17 protein-coding genes are annotated in these 20424 nt (G+C 58.1%); 7 read left to right on the forward strand and 10 right to left on the reverse strand.

What is annotated here, in order from left to right:
• Window positions 1-270 precede the first annotated feature (270 nt).
• From sbcB to clpS, 5 genes are all read right to left on the reverse strand, one after another.
• Entirely contained in the window at window positions 271-1713 is a 1443-nt protein-coding gene (sbcB, locus tag ABIE13_RS17755; protein WP_354445860.1) for an exodeoxyribonuclease I, read from the reverse strand.
• A 53-nt stretch (window positions 1714-1766) separates the two neighbouring features.
• Window positions 1767-2630 (reverse strand): hypothetical protein, encoded by an 864-nt coding sequence (locus ABIE13_RS17760; RefSeq protein ID WP_354445862.1) that lies wholly within the window; start codon window positions 2628-2630, stop codon window positions 1767-1769.
• Window positions 2631-2744: 114 nt separating this feature from the next.
• A complete protein-coding gene (locus ABIE13_RS17765; RefSeq protein WP_354445864.1) occupies window positions 2745-3344 on the reverse strand; it encodes a hypothetical protein in 600 nt (199 codons plus the stop codon).
• A gap of 133 nt (window positions 3345-3477) precedes the next feature.
• Window positions 3478-5808, reverse strand: coding sequence for an ATP-dependent Clp protease ATP-binding subunit ClpA (clpA, locus tag ABIE13_RS17770; protein WP_354445866.1), 2331 nt, complete (start codon window positions 5806-5808; stop codon window positions 3478-3480).
• A gap of 104 nt (window positions 5809-5912) precedes the next feature.
• A complete protein-coding gene (clpS, locus tag ABIE13_RS17775; RefSeq protein WP_354446415.1) occupies window positions 5913-6293 on the reverse strand; it encodes an ATP-dependent Clp protease adapter ClpS in 381 nt (126 codons plus the stop codon).
• A gap of 285 nt (window positions 6294-6578) precedes the next feature.
• Between clpS and ABIE13_RS17780 the strand changes: the two genes are divergently transcribed.
• Window positions 6579-6854, forward strand: coding sequence for a cold-shock protein (locus tag ABIE13_RS17780; RefSeq protein ID WP_354445868.1), 276 nt, complete (start codon window positions 6579-6581; stop codon window positions 6852-6854).
• A gap of 448 nt (window positions 6855-7302) precedes the next feature.
• Complete coding sequence (locus ABIE13_RS17785) at window positions 7303-8994, forward strand: hypothetical protein (RefSeq protein WP_354445870.1); 1692 nt, start codon at window positions 7303-7305, stop codon at window positions 8992-8994.
• Window positions 8995-9192: 198 nt separating this feature from the next.
• On the opposite strand, the gene icd is transcribed toward ABIE13_RS17785, so the two are convergent.
• Window positions 9193-10446 carry an NADP-dependent isocitrate dehydrogenase gene (icd, locus tag ABIE13_RS17790; RefSeq protein WP_354445872.1) on the reverse strand — a complete coding sequence of 418 codons (1254 nt, stop codon included), beginning with the start codon at window positions 10444-10446 and terminating at the stop codon, window positions 9193-9195.
• A 180-nt stretch (window positions 10447-10626) separates the two neighbouring features.
• On the opposite strand from icd, the gene ABIE13_RS17795 reads away from it, so the two are divergent.
• Window positions 10627-11127, forward strand: a complete 501-nt coding sequence (locus tag ABIE13_RS17795; protein ID WP_436278438.1) for a DUF192 domain-containing protein — start codon at window positions 10627-10629, stop codon at window positions 11125-11127.
• Between the two features lie 51 nt (window positions 11128-11178).
• On the opposite strand, the gene ABIE13_RS17800 is transcribed toward ABIE13_RS17795, so the two are convergent.
• The gene (locus ABIE13_RS17800) at window positions 11179-12078 is read right to left on the reverse strand and encodes a LysR family transcriptional regulator (RefSeq protein WP_354445874.1); all 900 of its coding nucleotides are present in this window, start codon (window positions 12076-12078) and stop codon (window positions 11179-11181) included.
• A 137-nt stretch (window positions 12079-12215) separates the two neighbouring features.
• Between ABIE13_RS17800 and ABIE13_RS17805 the strand changes: the two genes are divergently transcribed.
• On the forward strand, window positions 12216-12962 hold the full coding sequence (locus tag ABIE13_RS17805; protein ID WP_354445876.1) for a sulfite exporter TauE/SafE family protein: 747 nt from the start codon (window positions 12216-12218) through the stop codon (window positions 12960-12962).
• A 17-nt stretch (window positions 12963-12979) separates the two neighbouring features.
• On the opposite strand, the gene ABIE13_RS17810 is transcribed toward ABIE13_RS17805, so the two are convergent.
• The 3 genes from ABIE13_RS17810 to ABIE13_RS17820 form a co-directional block, all read right to left on the reverse strand.
• Window positions 12980-13891 (reverse strand): pirin family protein, encoded by a 912-nt coding sequence (locus ABIE13_RS17810; RefSeq protein ID WP_354445878.1) that lies wholly within the window; start codon window positions 13889-13891, stop codon window positions 12980-12982.
• A 3-nt stretch (window positions 13892-13894) separates the two neighbouring features.
• A complete protein-coding gene (locus ABIE13_RS17815) occupies window positions 13895-14194 on the reverse strand; it encodes a GNAT family N-acetyltransferase (RefSeq protein ID WP_354445880.1) in 300 nt (99 codons plus the stop codon).
• An 84-nt stretch (window positions 14195-14278) separates the two neighbouring features.
• A complete protein-coding gene (locus ABIE13_RS17820) occupies window positions 14279-16516 on the reverse strand; it encodes an NADP-dependent isocitrate dehydrogenase (RefSeq protein WP_354445882.1) in 2238 nt (745 codons plus the stop codon).
• A gap of 236 nt (window positions 16517-16752) precedes the next feature.
• Here ABIE13_RS17820 and ABIE13_RS17825 point away from each other — a divergent pair, with 236 nt between their 5' ends.
• The 3 genes from ABIE13_RS17825 to wrbA all read left to right on the forward strand — a co-directional run bounded on the left by ABIE13_RS17825 (window position 16753) and on the right by wrbA (window position 20421).
• Window positions 16753-18165 carry a cytochrome ubiquinol oxidase subunit I gene (locus tag ABIE13_RS17825; RefSeq protein WP_354445884.1) on the forward strand — a complete coding sequence of 471 codons (1413 nt, stop codon included), beginning with the start codon at window positions 16753-16755 and terminating at the stop codon, window positions 18163-18165.
• Complete coding sequence (gene cydB, locus ABIE13_RS17830) at window positions 18162-19190, forward strand: cytochrome d ubiquinol oxidase subunit II (protein ID WP_354445886.1); 1029 nt, start codon at window positions 18162-18164, stop codon at window positions 19188-19190. The genes ABIE13_RS17825 and cydB overlap by 4 nt, the downstream gene beginning before the upstream one ends.
• 628 nt (window positions 19191-19818) lie before the next feature.
• Window positions 19819-20421 carry an NAD(P)H:quinone oxidoreductase gene (gene wrbA, locus ABIE13_RS17835; protein WP_354445888.1) on the forward strand — a complete coding sequence of 201 codons (603 nt, stop codon included), beginning with the start codon at window positions 19819-19821 and terminating at the stop codon, window positions 20419-20421.
• Window positions 20422-20424 lie beyond the last annotated feature (3 nt).

The raw sequence follows: 20424 nt of genomic DNA on the forward strand, positions 1-20424 counted from the left end.
ACCCTGGGAGCGCCAAGCTCCAGCTTGGCACTGCAGCGCTCGCAGATACCTCCGAATTGCCAAGCTGGAGCTTGGCGCTCCCAGGAAATACCAACTGACTCCAGCACCGGCACCGAAGGCGCTGAAGCTCCACCCACGCAAGCCTCGTATTCGACTGAGCTGCCCACCCTGGGAGCGCCAAGCTCCAGCTTGGCACTTCAGCGCTCGCAGATACCTCCAAATTGCCAAGCTGGAGCTTGGCGCTCCCAGGGGGGCAGCCAGAAGCGCTAATCACTCGGGAGCGACGTGCTCTCCCCACTCGTACAGAGCTTCCAGCACTTCCTGCCCGCGCTCATCAACGGTTTCGCTGAGCGTATCAATGCGATCAAAGAGCGCCTGCACGGTCATGGCGCCGCCTTCACCGTCGATCAATCTTGCGACGCGGTGAGCGCGCCAGCGCTCTGCATCCGCCTCGTTCAAGGTCTCTGGATAGTTGCGGGCGCGGTAGCGAAACAGCAGTTCGCCCAGCCTCGCATCATCAAAGCCGGCGCGTGCCAGCGCCAACTCAGCTGGCGGCAAGCGCAGCAGTCCGTCCAGACGGCGCCGATCACCGCTGCCGACAAACCCGCCGTAGAGATCTTCGTCGACGTCCACAGGCTCAGTGCTCCGTGGCCTTTCATAGATCTGCGGCCACATCGCGCTCATATCTGGCAGCGCCCGCAGGCGCTCGAAGTGCCGCTCGGCGCTGGCCATATCAATGCCCCAGCGCTGAGCCAGTTCAGGGCTCAGAATTTTGAGATTGTTGATGACGATGGGCGACTTGTTCAGATGCACACTCTTGATGGGCAGGCGGGTCAAGCCTTCAGGCAAGTCCGCAGCGGCCGTGAACATGCGCTGGCGAATGACCTCAGGCTTCATGTCCGCCAGCTCTGAAGGGTCCGCGGACAGATCCCAAGCCAGAAGCTCGTTCTTGTTGCTGGGATGCATGGCCAAGGGGGCCATCAGCGCCAGGCAACCTCGTGCAGCACCGAACATACCGGACACGTGAAGAAACGGCCGGGCATTGGACAGTGTGGTTGGCAGGCGCAGCTCCTGTGCCACACGGTCTTTCTTGCGTAGAGAAAGGCAGAAATCAAAGAGTTTTTCGTTCGCCTGTCGCAAAAGGCGAGCCAGCGCGATGGTGGCCCGTACGTCAGAGAGCGCATCGTGCGCTGCCTCATGCAAAAGGCCATTGGCTGCGCTGAGCCTCTCCAGCTTGAAAGAGGTCAGACCGTCGTCCCCCTTGGGCCATTCAATGCCCTCGGGTCGCAGGGCATGGGCGCAACGGACGACATCCAGCAGGTCCCAGCGGCCGCATTCGTTCTGCCATTCACGCCCATACGGATCACGCAGATTGCGCCAGAAAAGGTGCCGGCTGACTTCGTCGTCAAAGCGGATGGAGTTGTAGCCCACACCTACCGTCCCAGGTTCTGACAGCGCCGCATGTATGCGGGCCGCGAACTCGTGCTCAGGCATGCCCTCGGTCAGGCACTGCTGCGGCGTAATCCCGGTGATCAGGCAGGCCTCGGGTTGCGGCAACGAGTCGGTCGCAGGCTGGCAATACCACATCATGGGTTCGCCGATTTCATTCAGAGCGGCGTCGGTACGCACCGCGGCAAACTGCGAAGGCCGGTCACGGCGCGGATTGGCTCCGAATGTTTCGTAGTCGTGCCAGAGAAAAGTGTGGTTGCTCATCCGATATATTTTTAAGTCAGCTCAGAAAATCCAGATAACTCGCATGACGCATATCACGCAGCGCCGTGCGGATTTTCGCGCAGATGCTCGAGGCCAGAGACATGCAGCGTGCTACCTGCCGGTGCCCCTACCGCGAGTTCCGGCGCACCCATCAAGGTTTTTGCAAAGTTACCGGTGTACAGTTTTGATCCTTGATGAGTCAAGTTAGAGCAGGCGTCAACATAGACCTTGCCCCCCAGACGATTCCACAGTCGGCAGAAATGGTAGTCCTCTGAGAGATAGTGGCGAGAAACCGGGTCGACGCTGGTATCAAAGAACAGATAGTGCAGACCTCGGTCGATCACGCCCTGGGAATCCGGGACATATTGCAAATCTGGATAAGCCGCCATCATGCGCTCAAACACGCTGCGCTTGATGACCATGAAACCGGTAGGTGCCTCATTCATTTCCATGAAACCATCTGGCTGGACTTGCAGGTCGATGCGTTCAAGCTTTTCGCCTCGATGCGTATTGACCGTGTAGCGCCGGCTTCGCAATTCGTACTCCTCTCGGCTCAGGCGCGCTTCGGCATCGCCGTCTGGCCAGTTCTGACGTTTAAGCGGATAAACACCAGCCGCTACGTCGTAGCCTGAACGCAATAACCTCAGGGCGGCCTCCGGCGAAAACCCGATGTCGGAATCGATCCAGAACAAGTGAGTCCATTGGGAATTTGCAAGAAATTCAGCTACGGTGTTATTTCGCGCTCGGGTGACCAGGCTCTCGCCGTGCGTCAGGTAGACCTGTAGCGGCATGCCCACCCCGCCACAGGCATGGCTGAAATTGAGCAAGGACAGCACATAGTTGTAGAAGTATTTGCCGTCATGACTAGGCGTCATCACAACGGGGTGGAACTGGCGCAGGGTCTGGTCATCCAGCATGGAAGGACTTGGAGGCGAATTGAAGGAGCCGATGGTGCCATAAGCGCGAACTGCCTAACGGCGTGCAACAAAACAAGCCGTGACTAAAAGTAGGGGCAAGAAAGAGCCGTTTCTTTACGGCTTCGGTGTCACAGTCGCCAGCAGCTCATTCACTTCAGCTGCATGCTTTTGCCACGCAATACCCTTGTCTAGCCAGATGTGCAGCATGACATTCGTTGCTTTGCGGGCCGTGGTGCAGATGATGTGGGTGACTTCCAGTTCGGTTTTCTTGATCAGCGGCTCTTCGCTCGCGTGGCATTCAAAACCAGGTGGCATTTTGAGTTCCGGCGGAACAGGAACTTCCATGAAAACCGCTAAACGCTGCTTGGCGCCTTTGACGTAGGCCTGCCAAAAAGCGTCGTGAGGGGGCGGGTCATTCTCCAGCGTCTGTTCTTGCAAGGTGAAACTGATGTCGCCCTTGGTCGCGCGGTGGTCCAGTGTGAAACGGGGATCGCCATCACTATCGAGTCCATCGTCACCAAGCGCCCATGTGGGGGCTTTGGCCTGCACGGAAAACACGCGGGGTGCCTTGGCAGTAATGTCTCGTGAAAAGAAGCGGGATTCGGCGCCACTGGGGGCACCAAACAGCATCAATGCGAGGCCAAGGCTCGCACATACCGCTGAAAAAGTGAACCCGCTGTTGGTCTTCACGCCCTGATCCTTAAAAGAATGCATCTGCTTGCTGTGGAGATCGGGCTGCCAAGACGCCCTGATGCCCAATGCTACCTTGACCTGGGCATGAGCGTACCAAGAAAAAAGCCGGTCAGTTGATCAACTGACCGGCTTTCATGAGGACTAAGGAAAAACCTTAATCTGCTGCGACTTCTTCTTCTGGCTCGGCAGGCTCAGCACGCGCCCTGTCCTTCTTGGGCGTGGGAGTGATGTCCAGCAACACCTCGTCCTTCTCGTCCAGATCCACACTCAGGCGTCCGCCATCTGTCAGACGGCCGAATAGCAACTCGTCTGCAAGTGCCTTGCGGATAGTGTCCTGAATGAGCCGCTGCATAGGCCGCGCGCCCATCAACGGGTCAAAGCCCTTCTTGGCCAAGTGCTTACGCAGCTTGTCGCTGAAGGTGACATCGACCTTTTTCTCGGCCAGTTGCTGCTCGAGCTGGAGCAGGAACTTGTCGACAACGCGCAGGATCACCTGCTCGTTCAGCGCCTTGAAGCCCACAATGGCATCCAGCCGGTTGCGGAACTCAGGGGTGAACAGGCGTTTGATATCGGCCATCTCGTCGCCCGCCTGGCGCGGGTTGGTGAAGCCGATGGTCGCCTTGTTCATGGTCTCGGCACCCGCGTTCGTCGTCATGACGATGATGACGTTGCGGAAGTCGGCCTTGCGTCCGTTGTTATCGGTCAGAGTACCGTGGTCCATGACCTGCAGGAGCACGTTGAAGATGTCCGGATGCGCTTTCTCGATCTCATCGAGCAGCAACACACTGTGCGGCTTCTTCGTGATGGCCTCGGTGAGAAGGCCGCCCTGGTCGAAACCAACGTAGCCGGGAGGCGCACCAATAAGGCGGCTGACAGCATGGCGTTCCATGTATTCCGACATGTCGAAGCGAATCAGGTCAACACCCATGATGTAGGCCAACTGACGCGCAGCCTCGGTCTTGCCCACGCCCGTAGGGCCGGAGAACAGGAACGAACCGATAGGCTTGTCACCTTTGCCCAGACCCGAACGCGCCATTTTCACGGCGGAGGCCAGAATGTCCAGCGCCTGGTCTTGACCGAAGACGACCGATTTAAGGTCGCGTTCCAGCGTTTGGAGCTTGCTGCGATCGTCATTGCTGACGTTGGCCGGAGGAATGCGTGCGATTTTCGCCACGATTTCTTCGATCTCAGCCTTGCCAATGGTCTTCTTACGCTTGGACGCCAATGCAATGCGCTGCGCCGCGCCGGCCTCGTCGATGACGTCAATCGCCTTGTCTGGCAAATGACGGTCCGTGATGTACTTGGCCGAAAGCTCCGCCGCAGCCTGCAGCGCAGCCAAGGCGTATTTCACGCTGTGGTGCTCTTCGAAGCGCGACTTCAGACCCTTCAGGATGTCCACGGTCTCAGACACAGTGGGTTCGACCACGTCGACCTTTTGGAACCGCCGCGAGAGCGCAGCATCTTTTTCGAAGATGCCCCGATACTCCGTGAAGGTTGTGGCGCCTATGCACTTGAGCTGCCCACTGGAGAGCGCAGGCTTCAACAGGTTGGACGCATCCAGGGTACCACCCGAAGCCGCACCGGCCCCGATCAGGGTATGGATCTCGTCAATGAACAGAATGGCGTTGGGCTTGTCCTTGAGGTTCTTGAGAACGCCCTTGAGCCGTTGCTCGAAATCGCCACGGTACTTGGTACCTGCCAGCAACGCACCCATGTCGAGCGAGTAGACATTGGCTTCGGCCAGGATTTCGGGCACGCTGCCTTCAGTGATGCGCCAAGCCAGGCCTTCGGCGATGGCTGTCTTGCCCACACCAGCCTCACCCACCAGCAGGGGGTTGTTCTTGCGACGGCGGCAGAGGATCTGAATGGTGCGCTCTACTTCATAGTCGCGCCCGATCAGAGGATCGATCTTGCCTTCCTTGGCAGCCTGATTGAGGTTTTGGGTGTACTGCTCCAGCGGCGAGGCTTTTTCATTTTTCTCGCCACCTTCTTCACCTTCGCTGGCACCAGGCTGGCCCTCAGCGGGTTTGCTGGCTTCAGGCGGATCGCTCTTGCGGATGCCGTGGGCAATGAAATTGACCACATCCAGCCGCGTCACGCCTTGCTGATGCAGGTAGTAGACGGCATGTGAATCTTTCTCACCGAAGATGGCCACCAGGACGTTGGCGCCTGTGACTTCCTTCTTGCCGTTGCCCGTGGATTGAACGTGCATGATGGCACGCTGAATCACGCGCTGGAAACCCAGCGTGGGTTGTGTGTCCACGTCGTCGGTGCCGGCGACCTGTGGAGTGTTGTCCTTGATGAAGTTGGCAAGCGACTTGCGCAAATCGTCAATATTGGCTGAACAGGCACGCAAAACCTCCGCCGCGCTGGGGTTGTCCAGCAGGGCGAGCAGCAGGTGCTCGACAGTGATGAATTCATGGCGCTGTTGCCGTGCCTCGACAAAGGCCATGTGCAGGCTGACTTCCAGTTCCTGGGCAATCATGATGGTTTCCTTGTTTACGCCGTAACCTTACTACCGAACTGCAGTGATGTCTCGACGTTTCGATAGTCAAAAATGGGGGAAGTTCGGTGATATTCAACAGTCTGCTACTCAGCAGGCTCGCTGACGCACTGAAGTGGGTGCCCGGCTTGCCGGGCTGCGTCCATAACCTGATCAACTTTTGTAGCAGCAACATCACGCGAATAAACGCCGCAGACACCTTTTCCGTCCAGGTGGATCTTGAGCATGATCTGCGTAGCCGCTTCTCGGTCCTTGCTGAAAAACTCCTGGATGACGACCACCACGAATTCCATAGGGGTGAAATCATCGTTGAGCATCACCACCTGATGCATCTGCGGTGGTTTGACTTTTTGCGGTACACGCTCCAGCACAACATCGCCGCCCCGCTCAGGCGTTTGAGCGGGTGCAGAAGGGACAGGGGGCCCCGAGGGGGGTTTGATCGGATTGGATGTGGCCATGAAAATGATTCTATCGGGCTGGCTGAATGGCATACAAGGACGCTCGCAGAAACACTTGCGCGAAATCTGAATCGCATGGCGGACACCTGCAGCGACAGCATCGCCAGCGGCGCCACCCCTTGCAGATTACATCCTCGCAGGCTACCCATATCTCAAAAATGAGGTTCCCTTCAGGAATTGCAAGAGCCGTGCCAGCAGAGGTGCTGAAGAGCCAAATTGGTCACGAATGTTGACAAATAGGAAGCTGTTACAGCAAACTTGAGGAAATAAGAACGGAAGTTAAGGAGACAAGCCATGCCCAGCGGAAAAGTCAAGTGGTTCAATGACCTTAAGGGGTTCGGCTTCATCGAACCCGACGGCGGTGGCCCGGATGCCTTCGCGCACTTCTCAGCGATTGAGATGGACGGCTTCAAAACCCTCAAAGAAGGTGCCAGAGTGAGCTTTGAGCTCGACCAGGGCCCCAAAGGTCTATTGGCGCTGCACATTCAGGCGGAACAATCGGAAGCTCCCCTCCCCGAAGCTGCAGCCAGTTCAGCTGGCGGAGACGCTCATATAGAGGCTGGAGCCTGAACTTGAACCTCCCAAGGGCTGGTATTTGCATGATGGACCATGCAAGGACGATTCAACCGAGGCCGCACAACTTGTACGCGGGCTAAAGTGCGACGATATCGAATGCCGAATGTGATGGCCAATCTCGTTCCCGAGCAGCTCCTTACTCAAAAATCTTCCTGCACTATCTCAGGACTTAATCGCGAAAGCTTTTGCGCGTAAGAGGAGAGTCGACCTCGCACCGGACCCCTGGTTGCGAAATTGCAAAGGTCTTTGGTTTACACTCAATTACAGTCCGAGTTTTCAGGAGGCGGGACATATGATTTTTGAGCGTTTAACTAAGGGTCGTCGACTTAATCTTGTCCTTGCCTCGTTGATATTGGCAACGGCGTCTACTGCCAGTTTCGCGCAGCAATATGTCTTTGCCCCTACAAATTATGGGGGAGTGAACGGCTGGGTCGCAGGTTGGATGAGCAACAAGCCTGCAGGCACGCGGACCCAGGATTGGTACCCTGGATCCCCTGGCCCCGACGGAATAGGCCCACCCATTTCCGACACCCACGACACGACGTTTTTGTCCAGCACCAGCGATCAGGCATTTAGCGCGAGCTTGAGCGCAGCGCCTGACTCACTCTACCCGGACTACCAGATCATCTCCGGCCTGTCGCCGACCAACACCAGCGCCGCCACCGCAGTGGCGCAGCAGCAATATGTGGAGTTCCCGTTCACAACAGGGACAATGCTTCATGCGGATCTAACCGCCTCCACCGCCCTGTTCTACGTCAATACGGTGGTCACGGCAAAAAGATGGAATTACAACTCCAACACGCATCCGCGTGCCTATGGATATGTAGCATACGTGGTCGACAGCGCCGGCAACCCGGTAGGTGGCCCGATACAGCAGATAGACGACGTAAGTGCCATCAGTGGCACAGACTTTCAGTTTGTTCGCGTACAGACGGTGCCGGGCCCCGGTATTACCTTGCTACCAGGCACTGCGTACGCTTTGCGGTTTTATGTGTATCGCACGGCAGCCAATGCTGACGGCCGAGCATCTTGGGACGACACGCTCTTCACCATGAGTCGTCAGGCCCTGGCTGAAATCATTGTTTCGGCCAACCCTGTCACCGCCACTCCGTCAGGCACCCAGAATAACTACAGTTACACGTTCAATGTGTACAACCACGGGCCGGACGCCACAACAGCCTCTATTTCCGACCCATTGCCTGGAACGGCGGGCGGTTCGTCCGCCAGCTGGACCTGTACGGTACAGCCAGTAGGCACCCCCTGCGCGACAGCATCTGGCACTGGGCCCATCGACACCACCCAGCCCCTGGCGTCCGGACAGTCTGCGGTGTACACCGTGACCTGGACAGGCCCTGGCGTGACCGCACTTGACACCCATACGATCACTGCGGAGCCTACTGCCGGGAGCCCGCCAGATCCCATTTCTACCAATAACGCCGCCGTTATCAACCTCGTACCACCTACGATTACCGCAGAAGATGATTCGCTCTTCCTGCCGTCTGCCCTCAGTCCCGGATCAACCACGGTGACCACCAACGACATCGGAACGGGCGGTACGGTAGACCTGAACTCGGTGACTATAGAAACGCAGCCGTCTTCGGGAACTGTCGCTTGTATCGCTGAGGTCTGCACATACACGCCCCCTCCGGGCGGGCTGACAACACAGGTGTCCTACGTGTATAGGGTTTGCCTGACAGCCCCGAACGAGACGGTTTGCGACACTGCGAGAGTGACGGTGACACCGCCTCCCACGATTGCAGCCAGGGATGACTCGATCACCCTGATAAGCAACACCAGCCCTGGTGTCATTGATGTGACCGCCAACGACACCGGCATCATGGGTACAGTCGATCCAAGCTCGGTGGAGGTGACTTCGACCCCACCCGTTGGTTCAGTCACTTGCTCCGCAGGGGTTTGCACCTACACGCCGCCTGCTACGGGGCTCACTACAGTGGTGACCTACGAATACAAAGTGTGCTTGACTGCTCCCGATGACGCTGTCTGCACGACCGCCACCGTGACTGTATCGCCCCCTTCGCTCGTCCCCGTTCCAGTGATGGGCTGGCTGGGTCTGGGTTCGCTGGCTTCATTACTCGGCATGGTGGGTATGAGACGTCTGCGCCGACGCTACTAAGTCGCAGACAGCGCCTGCTGAGGCTCCAGTGGGGGCCTCGGCTACTCGCAGAGTGCGGATCAAGCTCGGTCAGACGCTGCGTGAAGCACACCGCTGTGACAGTACCCAAAAAAATGCCACCTTTTGAGGTGGCATTTTTCTTAGCTGGGCAACCAAACTTCAGAACGCTCTCTCAAGCGTTCATGAAAACGGCGATTCCTACATGTGGTCAATCATGACCTGCCCGAAGCCGGAGCAACTGACCTGAGTGGCACCGTCCATCAGCCGTGCGAAGTCATAGGTCACTTTCTTGCTCTCGATGGCGCGCTCCATGCTGGTAATGATGAGATCGGCAGCCTCTTTCCAACCCATGTGGCGCAGCATCATTTCGGCCGAAAGGATCTCGGAGCCTGGATTGACATAATCCTTGCCTGCGTATTTAGGCGCTGTGCCGTGCGTGGCCTCGAAGCATGCCACGCTGTCGCTCATATTGGCCCCAGGTGCAATGCCAATTCCGCCGACCTGGGCAGCTAGCGCATCGGATATGTAGTCTCCGTTGAGATTCAAGGTCGCGATTACGCTGTATTCTGCCGGGCGAAGAAGGATCTGCTGCAAAAACGCATCGGCGATGGCGTCCTTGATCACAATATCTTTGCCGGTGTTCGGGTTCTTGAATTTGCACCAGGGGCCGCCGTCGATCAACTCCGCGCCGAATTCCTTCTGCGCCAGCGCATAGGCCCAATCGCGAAAGCCACCTTCGGTGTATTTCATGATGTTGCCCTTGTGCACGATGGTCACGCTGGGCTTGTCGTTGTCGATGGCGTACTGAATCGCCTTGCGCATCAGCCGCTCTGTGCCTTCGATGGAAACCGGCTTGATGCCAATGCCTGAAGTCTCCGGGAACCGAATCTTGGTGACACCCATCTCCTTGGTGAGAAATTCGATGAGTTTGGCCGCCTTGGGGCTTTTGGCCTCGTACTCGATGCCAGCGTAAATATCTTCCGAGTTCTCGCGGAAGATCACCATGTTCACCTTCTGCGGCTCCTTGACCGGTGACGGCACGCCTTCGAAGTACTGCACCGGGCGCAAGCAGACGTACAGATCCAGCTCCTGGCGAAGGGCCACATTCAGCGAACGAATACCGCCGCCCACGGGGGTGGTCAACGGCCCCTTGATGGAAACCACATAATCGCGCACCGCCTGCAGGGTTTCCTGGGGCAGCCACTCATCGGGACCATATACGCGTGTGGATTTTTCACCAGCGTAGACTTCCATCCAGTGGATCTTGCGGCGTCCTTCATAGGCTTTTTCGACCGCAGCGTCCACGACTTTGATCATCACCGGCGTAATGTCCGCACCAGTACCATCTCCCTCAATGAAGGGAATGATGGGATGATCTGGAACGTTGAGCGAAAAATCCTGGTTGACCGTGATTTTCTGGCCGTCCTGGGGTACCTTGATGTGCTGATACATGCTTGTCGTCTCCGCGATGCTGAAAATGGGTCACTGGCGGCAAGCCCCTGCTCCTGGGGCCTGTTGCAAACCTATCTTCGGATAGATTTTTGAACCCGTGGTGAGCAAGACCTGCTGAGGAAAAAATGATTCTAGCCGCCACGGATTACCATCCGCCCCAAACTTTGTGAATGAGCCGAAATGGCTCTGACTTTTGAACTGACGCTTATGACCACTTTCATTCGCAGCCTGTTGCTCGGCTTCGCCGCGTTGATGACGACCGTTCCCGCCCTTGCTCAACGCGAGCCTGTGGGATCGCCCCAGCTTGATCTTGCGCGCACCACCATTTCCGCAGGCATGCTGAGAATCGATGCCCAGGTCGCCGCCACAGCCGAGCAGCGACAGATCGGCCTGATGCACCGCCGCGAAATGCCTCAGCACGAAGGCATGCTGTTCATTTTCGAGCAACCAGCTGTGCAATGTTTCTGGATGAAGAATACGTTGATTCCGCTCACTGCCGCTTTCATACTCGACGATGGCACGATTGCCAATCTGGTGGATATGAAGCCGCTGGATGAGTCCAGCCATTGCTCGGTCAAGCCCGTTCGCTACGTGCTGGAGATGAACAAGGGGTGGTTTGAGCAGCGGCATGTGCGCGCGGGTGCCAAGCTTCGGGGGCCGGTGTTCGAGGTAAAGCGCTGACTTGCGAAACGTCTGTTGCTCAATCAGTGGCTGATTACCCTCAGTCTGCCCTCAGCCTGGCCCGGCCAAGTGCTGAAGCAGACTTTGCATGACAGGGGTCAAGGACTGCCAATCGCCATAGCAAAGACATAACCGCCTGCGGGCCCAGTCGTCCGTCAGGACCAGCGTTCGATAGCCCATGCCTCGCTTGTACCGGCTTGCAATGGTTTGCGGCACGATGGCCAGCCCTATGCCATGCGCCACCATTTCGCACAGGCCTTCGAACGTCTTCATGCGAATGCGCAGTGCCAACGCCCCACCGATAGCGCGAGCCTTTTCATCGACATGATCTTGCAGGGCGCTGCCATGCGCGAGCCCGACGAAAGCTTCCGTCAGGATATCGCCAAGACAAGCCGCACGCTGTGCTGCGAGACGATGCTGTGCAGGCACGATCAGCACCAGATGGTCTTTGGCCACCGGTTGCAAGACCAGGCCTGCTTGCACAGCGCTCGGTTTCACTGCGTCCGAAACGATCCCAGCTTCGGCCAAGCCTGCAGCGATAAGCCGGACAATTTCCTCACTGGTACGCTCTTTCAAGTCGACATGCAGCCGTGGCCTCTGCGCCATCCAGGGCGCAAGCTTTTGGGGCACCAGGCCCGTCAGCGCGCCGGTGTTGGCGTACAGGTGAAGCGTACCCCGCGCCCCGGCGGCAAAATCCCTCAGCTCGTCCTTGAGAACAGCCTGCTGCCTCAAAATCGATCGGGCATGGTGGGCCAGCGCCTCCCCTGCTTCAGTGGCAGCGACGCCACGCGCGCGCCGCTCGAGTAGCCGGACACCCGAATCTGCTTCCATGTTACGCAAGCGCTCACTGGCGGAGGCCAAAGCCAGATTGGCGCGCTCGGCCCCATGGGTGATGCTGCCCGCGTCGACCACGCACAGGAACAGGTGGAGGTCGGCAATATCGAGTCTCATAGGCTTTAAAGCTCAGTCGGTCAGAAGATCGGAAGGTAAAGGTCAGAAGGGCCACCTTCCCAAGACTTCGGATTGGCCGAAGGATAGACTGAAAATACCGCATTGTCTGAAATCGCTGGTGCGGCTCCAATGCATATATGAACGAATTTTCCATGCCCCTGGTGCTTTTTACTCTTACCTTCCTTGCCGCAGGCCTGGTCAAAGGTGTGACGGGTATGGGCCTGCCCACAGTCGCCATGGGGCTGCTGGGCACCGGCATGCCCCCAGCCACCGCAGCGGCGATGCTGGTCATGCCCTCTTTCGTCACCAATGTCTGGCAACTTTTTGCAGGCCCGTCTACGGGGAGACTGGTGCGCCGGCTGTGGCCCATGATGCTGTGCATTGTGCTGGGTACCGTGGCGGGGGCGGCTCTGCTGGTCTGGGTAGACCCCAACCTCTCGAGAACAACGCTGGGCCTATTGCTCATAGCCTATGCGGCGTATGCCTTGGTATCCCCGGATCTTGCCGTTCCACCACGCTTGGAGTCCTGGCTGTCTCCCATCATCGGGCTTGTCACAGGGGTGATCACGGGGGCCACTGGCGTGTTTGCCATGCCAGCAGTGCCGTTCTTGCAGGCTTTGCGGCTAGACAAGGACGAACTTGTTCAAGCTCTAGGCCTCTCTTTTACCGTATCCACCGTGGCATTGGCCCTGGGCTTGATGGCGCATGGAGCGTTCAAGCTGGATCAATGGGGCCTGTCCGCACTGGCCATCATTCCGTCATTGGCCGGCATGTGGCTGGGTCAGAAAGTGCGCGCGCGCATCAGCCCCAAACGCTTCAAGCAGTTCTTTTTGCTGTTCCTGATCTTGCTGGGCATTGAACTGGCATGGCGGCCATTTAGCTGACCGCAGCAGGCCGGTATTCAGCCCCCCTTGAGCCGAACGCCTTCCAGGCTGGGGGCGTTCAAGGGCGCCGCCAGACAGCCTGGCCGAACGCTTCCGAACCGGCCGCCGGTATTGGGATGGGCATTCCAGTCTGCCAGCGCCTGTTCAAGTTCGGCCTGGGTACGCGCCACGAAGTTCCACCACACGATGATGTCTTCGCCAAAGGGCACGCCGCCAAGCAACAGCAGTTGCGCCTCGCCCTCGCAAGCCACCTCCAAAGTGGTACGGCCTGGCGAGTAGTACAGCCATTCGCCAGGTTGTATCGATTCGCCGCCCACCGACAGGCTGCCACGCAAGGCCATGGCGGCGTATTCGAAATCAGCGCGAAGAGGCACTTCAGTGAGTGCCGCGCCGTCAGAAGAGAAATCGACGCCCACCAACGGGGAGTAAATGCTGGCGGGAGAAGTCTGATCCCAGGCAGTGCCCGCCAATACCGTGGCACGAAATCCACCCACATCAAGGCGAGGCAAATCTGGATAGTTCTCAAACGCCGGCTCACGTTCGTGCTCTCCCTTGGGTAAAGCAATCCAGAGTTGCGCTGCATGCAACCTGGTGCCATCTTGCAGCGAGTCTTCGGTATGCGAAATACCGCGTCCAGCTGTCATGAGATTGACCTGACCAGGGCGAATGATCTGCTCATTACCCAAAGAATCACGGTGAACCACTTCGCCTTCGATCAACCAGGTGAATGTTTGCAGGCCAATGTGCGGATGTGCCCCCACGTGCATGCCTTTGCCGGGCGCGAATTGCTGAGGCCCAGCGTGATCCAGAAAGCACCATGCGCCAACAGTCCGGCGTTCACGGTAGGGCAGCGCCCGGGCGACCGGGGTATCTTCACCGACGACGGAGATACGGCTGGTGTAACGCTGAGCAGGGGCAAAAGAAGTCATGGCTTACCTCGCGATGTGGGCCAGGGAAATGGCCTGGTATTGAGGGTGTTTGTCGATGTAGGCCTTCACGAAGGAACAATCAGGCCGAACCTTCAGATCATGGCTTACCGCGTAGTCGAGGATGTGCTTGACCAAAGCACTTCCAATTCCCCGGCCACCCAACTCCTTGGGAACGATGGTGTGCAAGTACGCAATGCCGCCAGGAAATCGCTCGAAAACCTCGAAGGCCGTGTGGCCATCCACAACCATTTCGAAGCGATTTTGGGCCTCATTCAGAACAACAGCGGGGAAATCGGTACTCATGTAGTTTCCTGTAGGAATAAAAAAGACGCCAGGGAAAGCGCGAGCTTTCCCGGACGTCTCATGCTGGAACGAGCCGTGAAAAACTCAGGCGCCTACAGTTTCCAGCGCCTTGTTAAAGGTAGCGCTGGGGCGCATGACCTTGGCAAGTTTCTCTGTATCTGGCTTGTAGTATCCACCGATATCGACTGCCTTGCCCTGGACATCGGCCAGCTCTTTGACAATGGTCTGCTCGTTTTCGGTCAGCGCTTTGGCCAGGGGCTTGAAGCGGGCAGCCAGCTCGGCATCTTCGGTTTGACTTGCCAGCTCCTGGGCCCAGTACATGGCCAGGTAGAACTGGCTGCCACGGTTGTCAAGCTGCCCGGTGCGGGGGCTGGGGTTCTTGTTGTTGTCCAACAGTTGTCCAGTGGCGGCATCCAGGGTCTTGGCAAGCAGTTTCGCCTTGGAATTCCCGTTTTTCAGGCCCAGGTCCTCCAGCGACACGGCCAGTGCCAGGAACTCACCCAGTGAATCCCAGCGCAGGTGGTTTTCTTCTACCAGCTGTTGAACGTGCTTGGGGGCAGAGCCACCAGCACCTGTTTCGTACATTCCGCCACCCGCCATCAAAGGCACGATGGAAAGCATTTTGGCGCTGGTGCCCAGTTCCATGATGGGGAACAGGTCCGTCAGGTAATCGCGCAGGATGTTGCCCGTGGCGCTGATGGTATCCAGCCCGCGAGCCACACGCTCTAGCGTGTAGCGCATGGCACGCACCTGGCTCATGATCTGGATGTCCAGGCCATTGGTGTCGTGCTCATGCAGGTACATCTTGACCTTGGTGATCAGCTGCGCTTCGTGTGGACGGTAGGCATCAAGCCAGAACACGACTGGCATGCCGGAATTGCGAGCGCGTGAAACAGCAAGCTTGACCCAGTCGCGAATGGCGGCGTCCTTGACCTGGCACATACGCCAGATGTCGCCGGCCTCCACGTTCTGGCTCATCAAGACTTCGCCGGTGTTCAGATCGGTGATGTTCGCAACGCCTTCTTCTGGCACTTCAAAAGTCTTGTCGTGCGAGCCATATTCTTCTGCTTGCTGCGCCATCAAGCCCACGTTGGGCACGGTGCCCATGGTCTTGGGATCAAACGCGCCATGCCATTTGCAGAAGTTGATGATCTCCTGGTAGATACGCGCAAAGGTGGACTCAGGCATGACAGCCTTGACGTCTTTCAGGCGGCCATCAGCACCCCACATCTTGCCGCCGTTGCGAATCATGGCGGGCATGGAAGCGTCCACGATGACGTCGTTGGGGGAGTGGAAGTTGGTAATGCCCTTGGCAGAGTCCACCATGGCCAGCTCAGGACGGTATTCATGGCAGGCGTGCAGATCGCGCTTGATCTCATCTTGCGTGCTCTGCGGCAGGGTGGCGATCTTGTTGTAGAGATCAACCATGCCGTTGTTGACGTTGACGCCCAGCTCGTCGAATGTCTTGGCGTGTTTTTCGAACGCTTCACGATAGAAAATTCGCACGCAGTGACCAAACACGATGGGGTGCGAGACCTTCATCATGGTGGCTTTCACGTGCAGAGAGAACATGACGCCGGTTTTGTGGGCGTCTTCGATCTCTTTTTCATAGAACTCCAGGATCGCCTTCTTGCTCATGAACATGGAGTCGATCACCTCACGGTCTTGCAGGGAAACCTTGGGCTTGAGCACAATGGTTTTGCCGCTTTTGGTGATGAGCTCCATCTTGACGTCACGCGCGCGATCCAGCGTCATGGACTTTTCGCCGTGATAGAAGTCGCCGCTGTGCATGTGCGAGACATGGCTGCGTGACGCCTGGCTCCAATCAGCCATGCTGTGCGGGTTCTTGCGCGCATACTCCTTCACGGCCCGGGGCGCCCGGCGATCGGAATTGCCTTCACGCAGCACGGGGTTCACAGCGCTGCCGATGCACTTGTTATAGCGCGCAAGAATGTCTTTTTCCTTGTCATCCCGTGGGTTCTCGGGATAGTCAGGAACCTTGTAGCCCTTTTCCTGCAGTTCCTTGATGGCACTTTTCAGTTGCGCCACGGATGCACTGATATTGGGCAGTTTGATGATGTTGGCGTCAGCCTTCAGTGTGCGCTTGCCCAGTTCGGACAGATTGTCAGTCACACGCTGTTCTTCGCTCAGAAATTCCGGGAACTGACCCAAAATGCGGCCGGACACCGAGATATCGCTTGTTTCGACGGTAATACCAGCAGGCGCCGCAAAGGTGCGGATGATGGGCAAAAACGACGCTGTCGCCAGCAATGGCGCCTCGTCGGTAAGGGTGTAGACGATGGTAGATGTCTTGTCGCTCATGTGTTTTCTCCGGTAATCTGGTTCTGCTTGCCACGCCTGAACTGCCGAAAAAGGCGGTTCAGGGAGCATCAGTCGCGCTGCGTATTTTGACAAAACGCGGCGGCGTTATTTTCTGATCATCCCATACCCTGATTACACGATGCTTGCCTAATGTCATGAAGATCGCCCGCCGGGCCTTTTCCCAGGGCGGCAAATTGTCATATAGGAGATAAGGGCGAATGGGATCAGAATGAGGAATGGACGCCCTGTTTCTATCGCGGATCCAGTTCGGATTCGTCATTTCGTTCCACATTCTTTTCCCCGCATTCACCATTGGTCTTGCCAGTTGGTTGATGTTCCTGGAAGGATGCTGGCTGCGCACCCGCAAGCAAGCCTGGATGGACCTTTACCAATTCTGGGTCAAGGTTTTTGCCATTTCCTTTGGCATGGGCGTAGTGTCTGGCATCGTGATGAGCTTTCAGTTTGGCACCAACTGGGCCCTGCTCTCCGAGCGTGCAGGCAGCGTGATAGGGCCTTTGCTCAGCTACGAAGTGCTCACCGCCTTCTTTCTGGAAGCAGGTTTTCTGGGTGTGATGCTGTTCGGGCAAAAAAAGGTGCCCGCAGCTGTGCACTTTTTCTGTACATGCATGGTGGCCCTGGGCACCCTGATTTCCACCTTCTGGATCATCTCGGCCATCAGCTGGATGCATACACCGCAAGGCCACGAGGTGGTGGGCGGAATTTTCGTACCGGCCGATTGGTGGGCCATCATCTTCAATCCCTCCATGCCTTACCGCCTGGCGCACATGGTGCTGGCAGCCTTTATTACTACCTGCTTCGTCATTGGTGGGGTCAGTGCCTGGCATTTGCGGCGCGGCACACAGCCCGATCTGGCCGCTCGCATGCTGAAACTGGCGGTCGCGTTTGGCGTGATTGCCGTGCCGCTTCAAGTGCTGGTGGGCGATCAACACGGGCTGAACACGCTCAAGCATCAGCCTACCAAGGTGGCGGCCATGGAAGCACATTGGGAAGATGGCCCCCCCGGCGAGGGAGTGCCATTGATATTGTTTGCCATACCCCGGCAAGCCGAGGCACGCAATGACTACGAAATCGCCATACCCAGACTCGGCAGCCTGATTCTGACCCACACCCTCGACGGCACCATTCCCCCCCTCACCGCCGTGCCGCCAGAAAATCGCCCTCCGGTGGCTCCGGTTTTCTATGCCTTTCGCGTGATGGTGGGGCTGGGAATGCTCATGCTCCTGGTGGTCACGGTGTCGGCTTTTGCATGGTGGCGCGGCTGGCTGCTTCGCTCTGCCCTGCTCCTGAACGCCTGGAGATTGCTCAGCCCAGCCGGGTTCATCGCCTTGCTGTCAGGGTGGTATGTCACCGAAATCGGACGCCAGCCCTGGGTGGTGTATGGGCTCATGCGCACGTCGGAGGCCGTGAGCCCCAATCTGACTACGGCGCAGGTGGCCACTTCTCTGGCGAGCTATGCCAGTGTCTACGCGGTCGTCTTCGGCGCGGGCATCTGGTATTTGTATCGCCTTCTGAAAAAGGGCCCCCAGCCCCATGAAAAAGCACCGGACCCAGAAGGAGGCTTGAAAACGCCAGCGCGTCCGCTGTCTGCCGCAGACGAATCCGACATTGCCGAAAGAGGTTCCCCATGACTGCCAGCGAATGGTTACCCGTGGTCTGGTTTGGCGTCATTGGCTTCGGGGTCCTGATGTATGTGCTGCTTGATGGCTTTGTGCTCGGTTTGGGCATCCTTGCGCCTTTTGCGAAAGATGAGGCGCAACTCGATCACATGATGAATACGGCTGCCCCCATCTGGGATGGCAACGAAACCTGGCTGGTGCTGGGAGGGGCCGGACTGTTGGCGGCATTTCCCAAAGCCTACGCCGTGGTGCTCTCGTCCTTGTATCTACCGGTCCTGTTGATGCTGCTGGCCCTGATCTTCCGTGGCGTGGCGTTTGAATTCCGTTTCAAGGGTCAGGGGTTTGCCAAGCGTGCCTGGGGCGCTGCATTCAGTCTGGGCTCCATCGTGACGGCGTTCATGCAGGGCGTCATTCTGGGGGCGCTGGTCACAGGCTTGCCCTTGACCGATGGTCGGTACACCGGCGGGGCGTTTGGCTGGTTCGGCCTTTTCTCAACACTCACCGGAGCCGCCTTGGTGTTCGGCTACGCGCTGCTCGGCGCCGGTTGGCTGATCATGAAAACCGAAGGCGACCTGCACCGCAGAGCGCGAAGCATGGCGCGGCCTCTGGTACTGGCCGTACTGGTGTTCATGGGACTGGTGAGCGCCAGCCTGCCGTTTCTGGACTCTCGCCTGATGTCGCGCTGGTTTGCGGCTGACAACTTCCTCTGGCTCTCACCTGTGCCCGTGCTCACGTTAGGCACGGCTTTCCTGCTCTGGCGAGACGCCCTGCCCTCGGCGGGCAGAACGCCCCATGACGCCCGACCGTTTCTCTGGACGCTGCTGCTCTTTTTGCTCGGCTTTGCCGGTTTGCTGCTGGGCATGTGGCCCTTCATAGTGCCCCCCCAACTGACCATCTGGGATGCGGCATCGCCACCCGAATCTCAAGCTTTCGCGCTATGGGGCCTGGTCTTTCTGTTGCCGCTCATTCTGGGTTACACCGCTTGGTCGTATAGCGTGTTCAAGGGCAAGGTGCTGGCGGATGCCGGATATCACTGAAAGCCGCTGATCGCGTCTTTTCGCGCCAGCGACCAGATATTCGAGGGCCGAGCGCAGCAATGGCCCGAGTGGGTGTCCCACCCCTTTGGCCGTGCCGAGGAGCGCAGGGCCAGGGGCGGGCAAGAGCACTGCAAGATGCTCTTGCTTCGTGAACTAGCTTGCGGCAGCTGTTTGAGCGTATTGAGCGGAGCGAAAGCAGCGAGTTCTGCCGCACCGCCCCTGGACCGAGCACCGGAGGTTGCCCGTAGCGAAGCGAAGGGTCGCGGACAGTGGGGCCGCCTTTTCTTGCGCCAGGTTCTTTTGGCGGAGCACCGGAGCGCCGGCCGAAAGAAGGTGGCTGCGCTGCCGGGCGCACTCCCCGGCCTCCGACCTCAATGAGAGAGCAGAAGGTAATTAGAAAGCACAGACAACAACTCAACCGCCGCTTGCCCTCACCGGTTGGCCGACCCCGCCCCGCCCTCTGCCAGAGGATGAGGGAGTTACAGCTCCCGTCGATTACCCCCATCTGTGAAACAGTGTGTTGAACCAAGATGGGTGTTTGTCACCGCGGATTGCCGGTAAGGTTGAGCCCTACGAAGACGATCGTTCTTCGCAACACCTTCTCAACCTTTTTTCGATCATCGTCATCATGTCCAAAGTTCTGGTTCTCTACTATTCCTCTTACGGCCACCTTGAAACCATGGCTAACGCCGTGGCTGAAGGCGCTCGCGCCACCGGTGCCCAGGTCGACGTCAAGCGTGTACCTGAAACTGCGCCGACCGAAGTGGCGAAAGCTGCCCATTTCAAGTTGGACCAGGCAGCGCCCGTAGCCACTGTCGAAGAACTTGCCAACTACGATGCGATCGTGATTGGTGCGCCTACACGCTTTGGCCGCATGCCCTCCCAAATGGCGGCTTTTCTGGATCAGGCCGGCGGGTTGTGGGCCCGGGGTGCCCTCAATGGCAAGGTAGGCGGTGCATTCACCTCCACCGCCACACAACACGGTGGCCAGGAAGTGACGCTGTTTTCCATCATCACCAACCTGATGCATTTCGGCATGGTGGTGGTCGGCCTGCCTTACAGCCATGCCGGTCAGATGACCATCGACGAAATCGTGGGCGGCAGCCCTTACGGCGCGACCACCATCGCTGGTGGCCAAGGCCAGCGCCAGCCTAGCGCCATTGAACTCGACGGTGCACGCCACCAAGGCAAACTGATCGCCGAGACAGCCAACAAACTGTTTCCCGCCTAAGGC

This window comes from Ottowia thiooxydans, from assembly GCF_040548795.1.
GTDB lineage: Bacteria > Pseudomonadota > Gammaproteobacteria > Burkholderiales > Burkholderiaceae_C > Ottowia > Ottowia thiooxydans_A.

What these genes read in the sequence shown, in the direction of transcription:
- sbcB (WP_354445860.1), bottom strand. Translation starts at nt 1,713, where the DNA reads ATGAGCAACCACACTTTTCTCTGGCACGACTACGAAACATTCGGAGCC.
- ABIE13_RS17760 (WP_354445862.1), bottom strand. Translation starts at nt 2,630, where the DNA reads ATGCTGGATGACCAGACCCTGCGCCAGTTCCACCCCGTTGTGATGACG.
- ABIE13_RS17765 (WP_354445864.1), bottom strand. Translation starts at nt 3,344, where the DNA reads ATGCATTCTTTTAAGGATCAGGGCGTGAAGACCAACAGCGGGTTCACT.
- clpA (WP_354445866.1), bottom strand. Translation starts at nt 5,808, where the DNA reads ATGATTGCCCAGGAACTGGAAGTCAGCCTGCACATGGCCTTTGTCGAG.
- ABIE13_RS17780 (WP_354445868.1), top strand. Translation starts at nt 6,579, where the DNA reads ATGCCCAGCGGAAAAGTCAAGTGGTTCAATGACCTTAAGGGGTTCGGC.
- ABIE13_RS17785 (WP_354445870.1), top strand. Translation starts at nt 7,303, where the DNA reads ATGAGCAACAAGCCTGCAGGCACGCGGACCCAGGATTGGTACCCTGGA.
- icd (WP_354445872.1), bottom strand. Translation starts at nt 10,446, where the DNA reads ATGTATCAGCACATCAAGGTACCCCAGGACGGCCAGAAAATCACGGTC.
- ABIE13_RS17795 (WP_436278438.1), top strand. Translation starts at nt 10,627, where the DNA reads ATGGCTCTGACTTTTGAACTGACGCTTATGACCACTTTCATTCGCAGC.
- ABIE13_RS17800 (WP_354445874.1), bottom strand. Translation starts at nt 12,078, where the DNA reads ATGAGACTCGATATTGCCGACCTCCACCTGTTCCTGTGCGTGGTCGAC.
- ABIE13_RS17805 (WP_354445876.1), top strand. Translation starts at nt 12,216, where the DNA reads ATGAACGAATTTTCCATGCCCCTGGTGCTTTTTACTCTTACCTTCCTT.
- ABIE13_RS17810 (WP_354445878.1), bottom strand. Translation starts at nt 13,891, where the DNA reads ATGACTTCTTTTGCCCCTGCTCAGCGTTACACCAGCCGTATCTCCGTC.
- ABIE13_RS17815 (WP_354445880.1), bottom strand. Translation starts at nt 14,194, where the DNA reads ATGAGTACCGATTTCCCCGCTGTTGTTCTGAATGAGGCCCAAAATCGC.
- ABIE13_RS17820 (WP_354445882.1), bottom strand. Translation starts at nt 16,516, where the DNA reads ATGAGCGACAAGACATCTACCATCGTCTACACCCTTACCGACGAGGCG.
- ABIE13_RS17825 (WP_354445884.1), top strand. Translation starts at nt 16,753, where the DNA reads ATGGACGCCCTGTTTCTATCGCGGATCCAGTTCGGATTCGTCATTTCG.
- cydB (WP_354445886.1), top strand. Translation starts at nt 18,162, where the DNA reads ATGACTGCCAGCGAATGGTTACCCGTGGTCTGGTTTGGCGTCATTGGC.
- wrbA (WP_354445888.1), top strand. Translation starts at nt 19,819, where the DNA reads ATGTCCAAAGTTCTGGTTCTCTACTATTCCTCTTACGGCCACCTTGAA.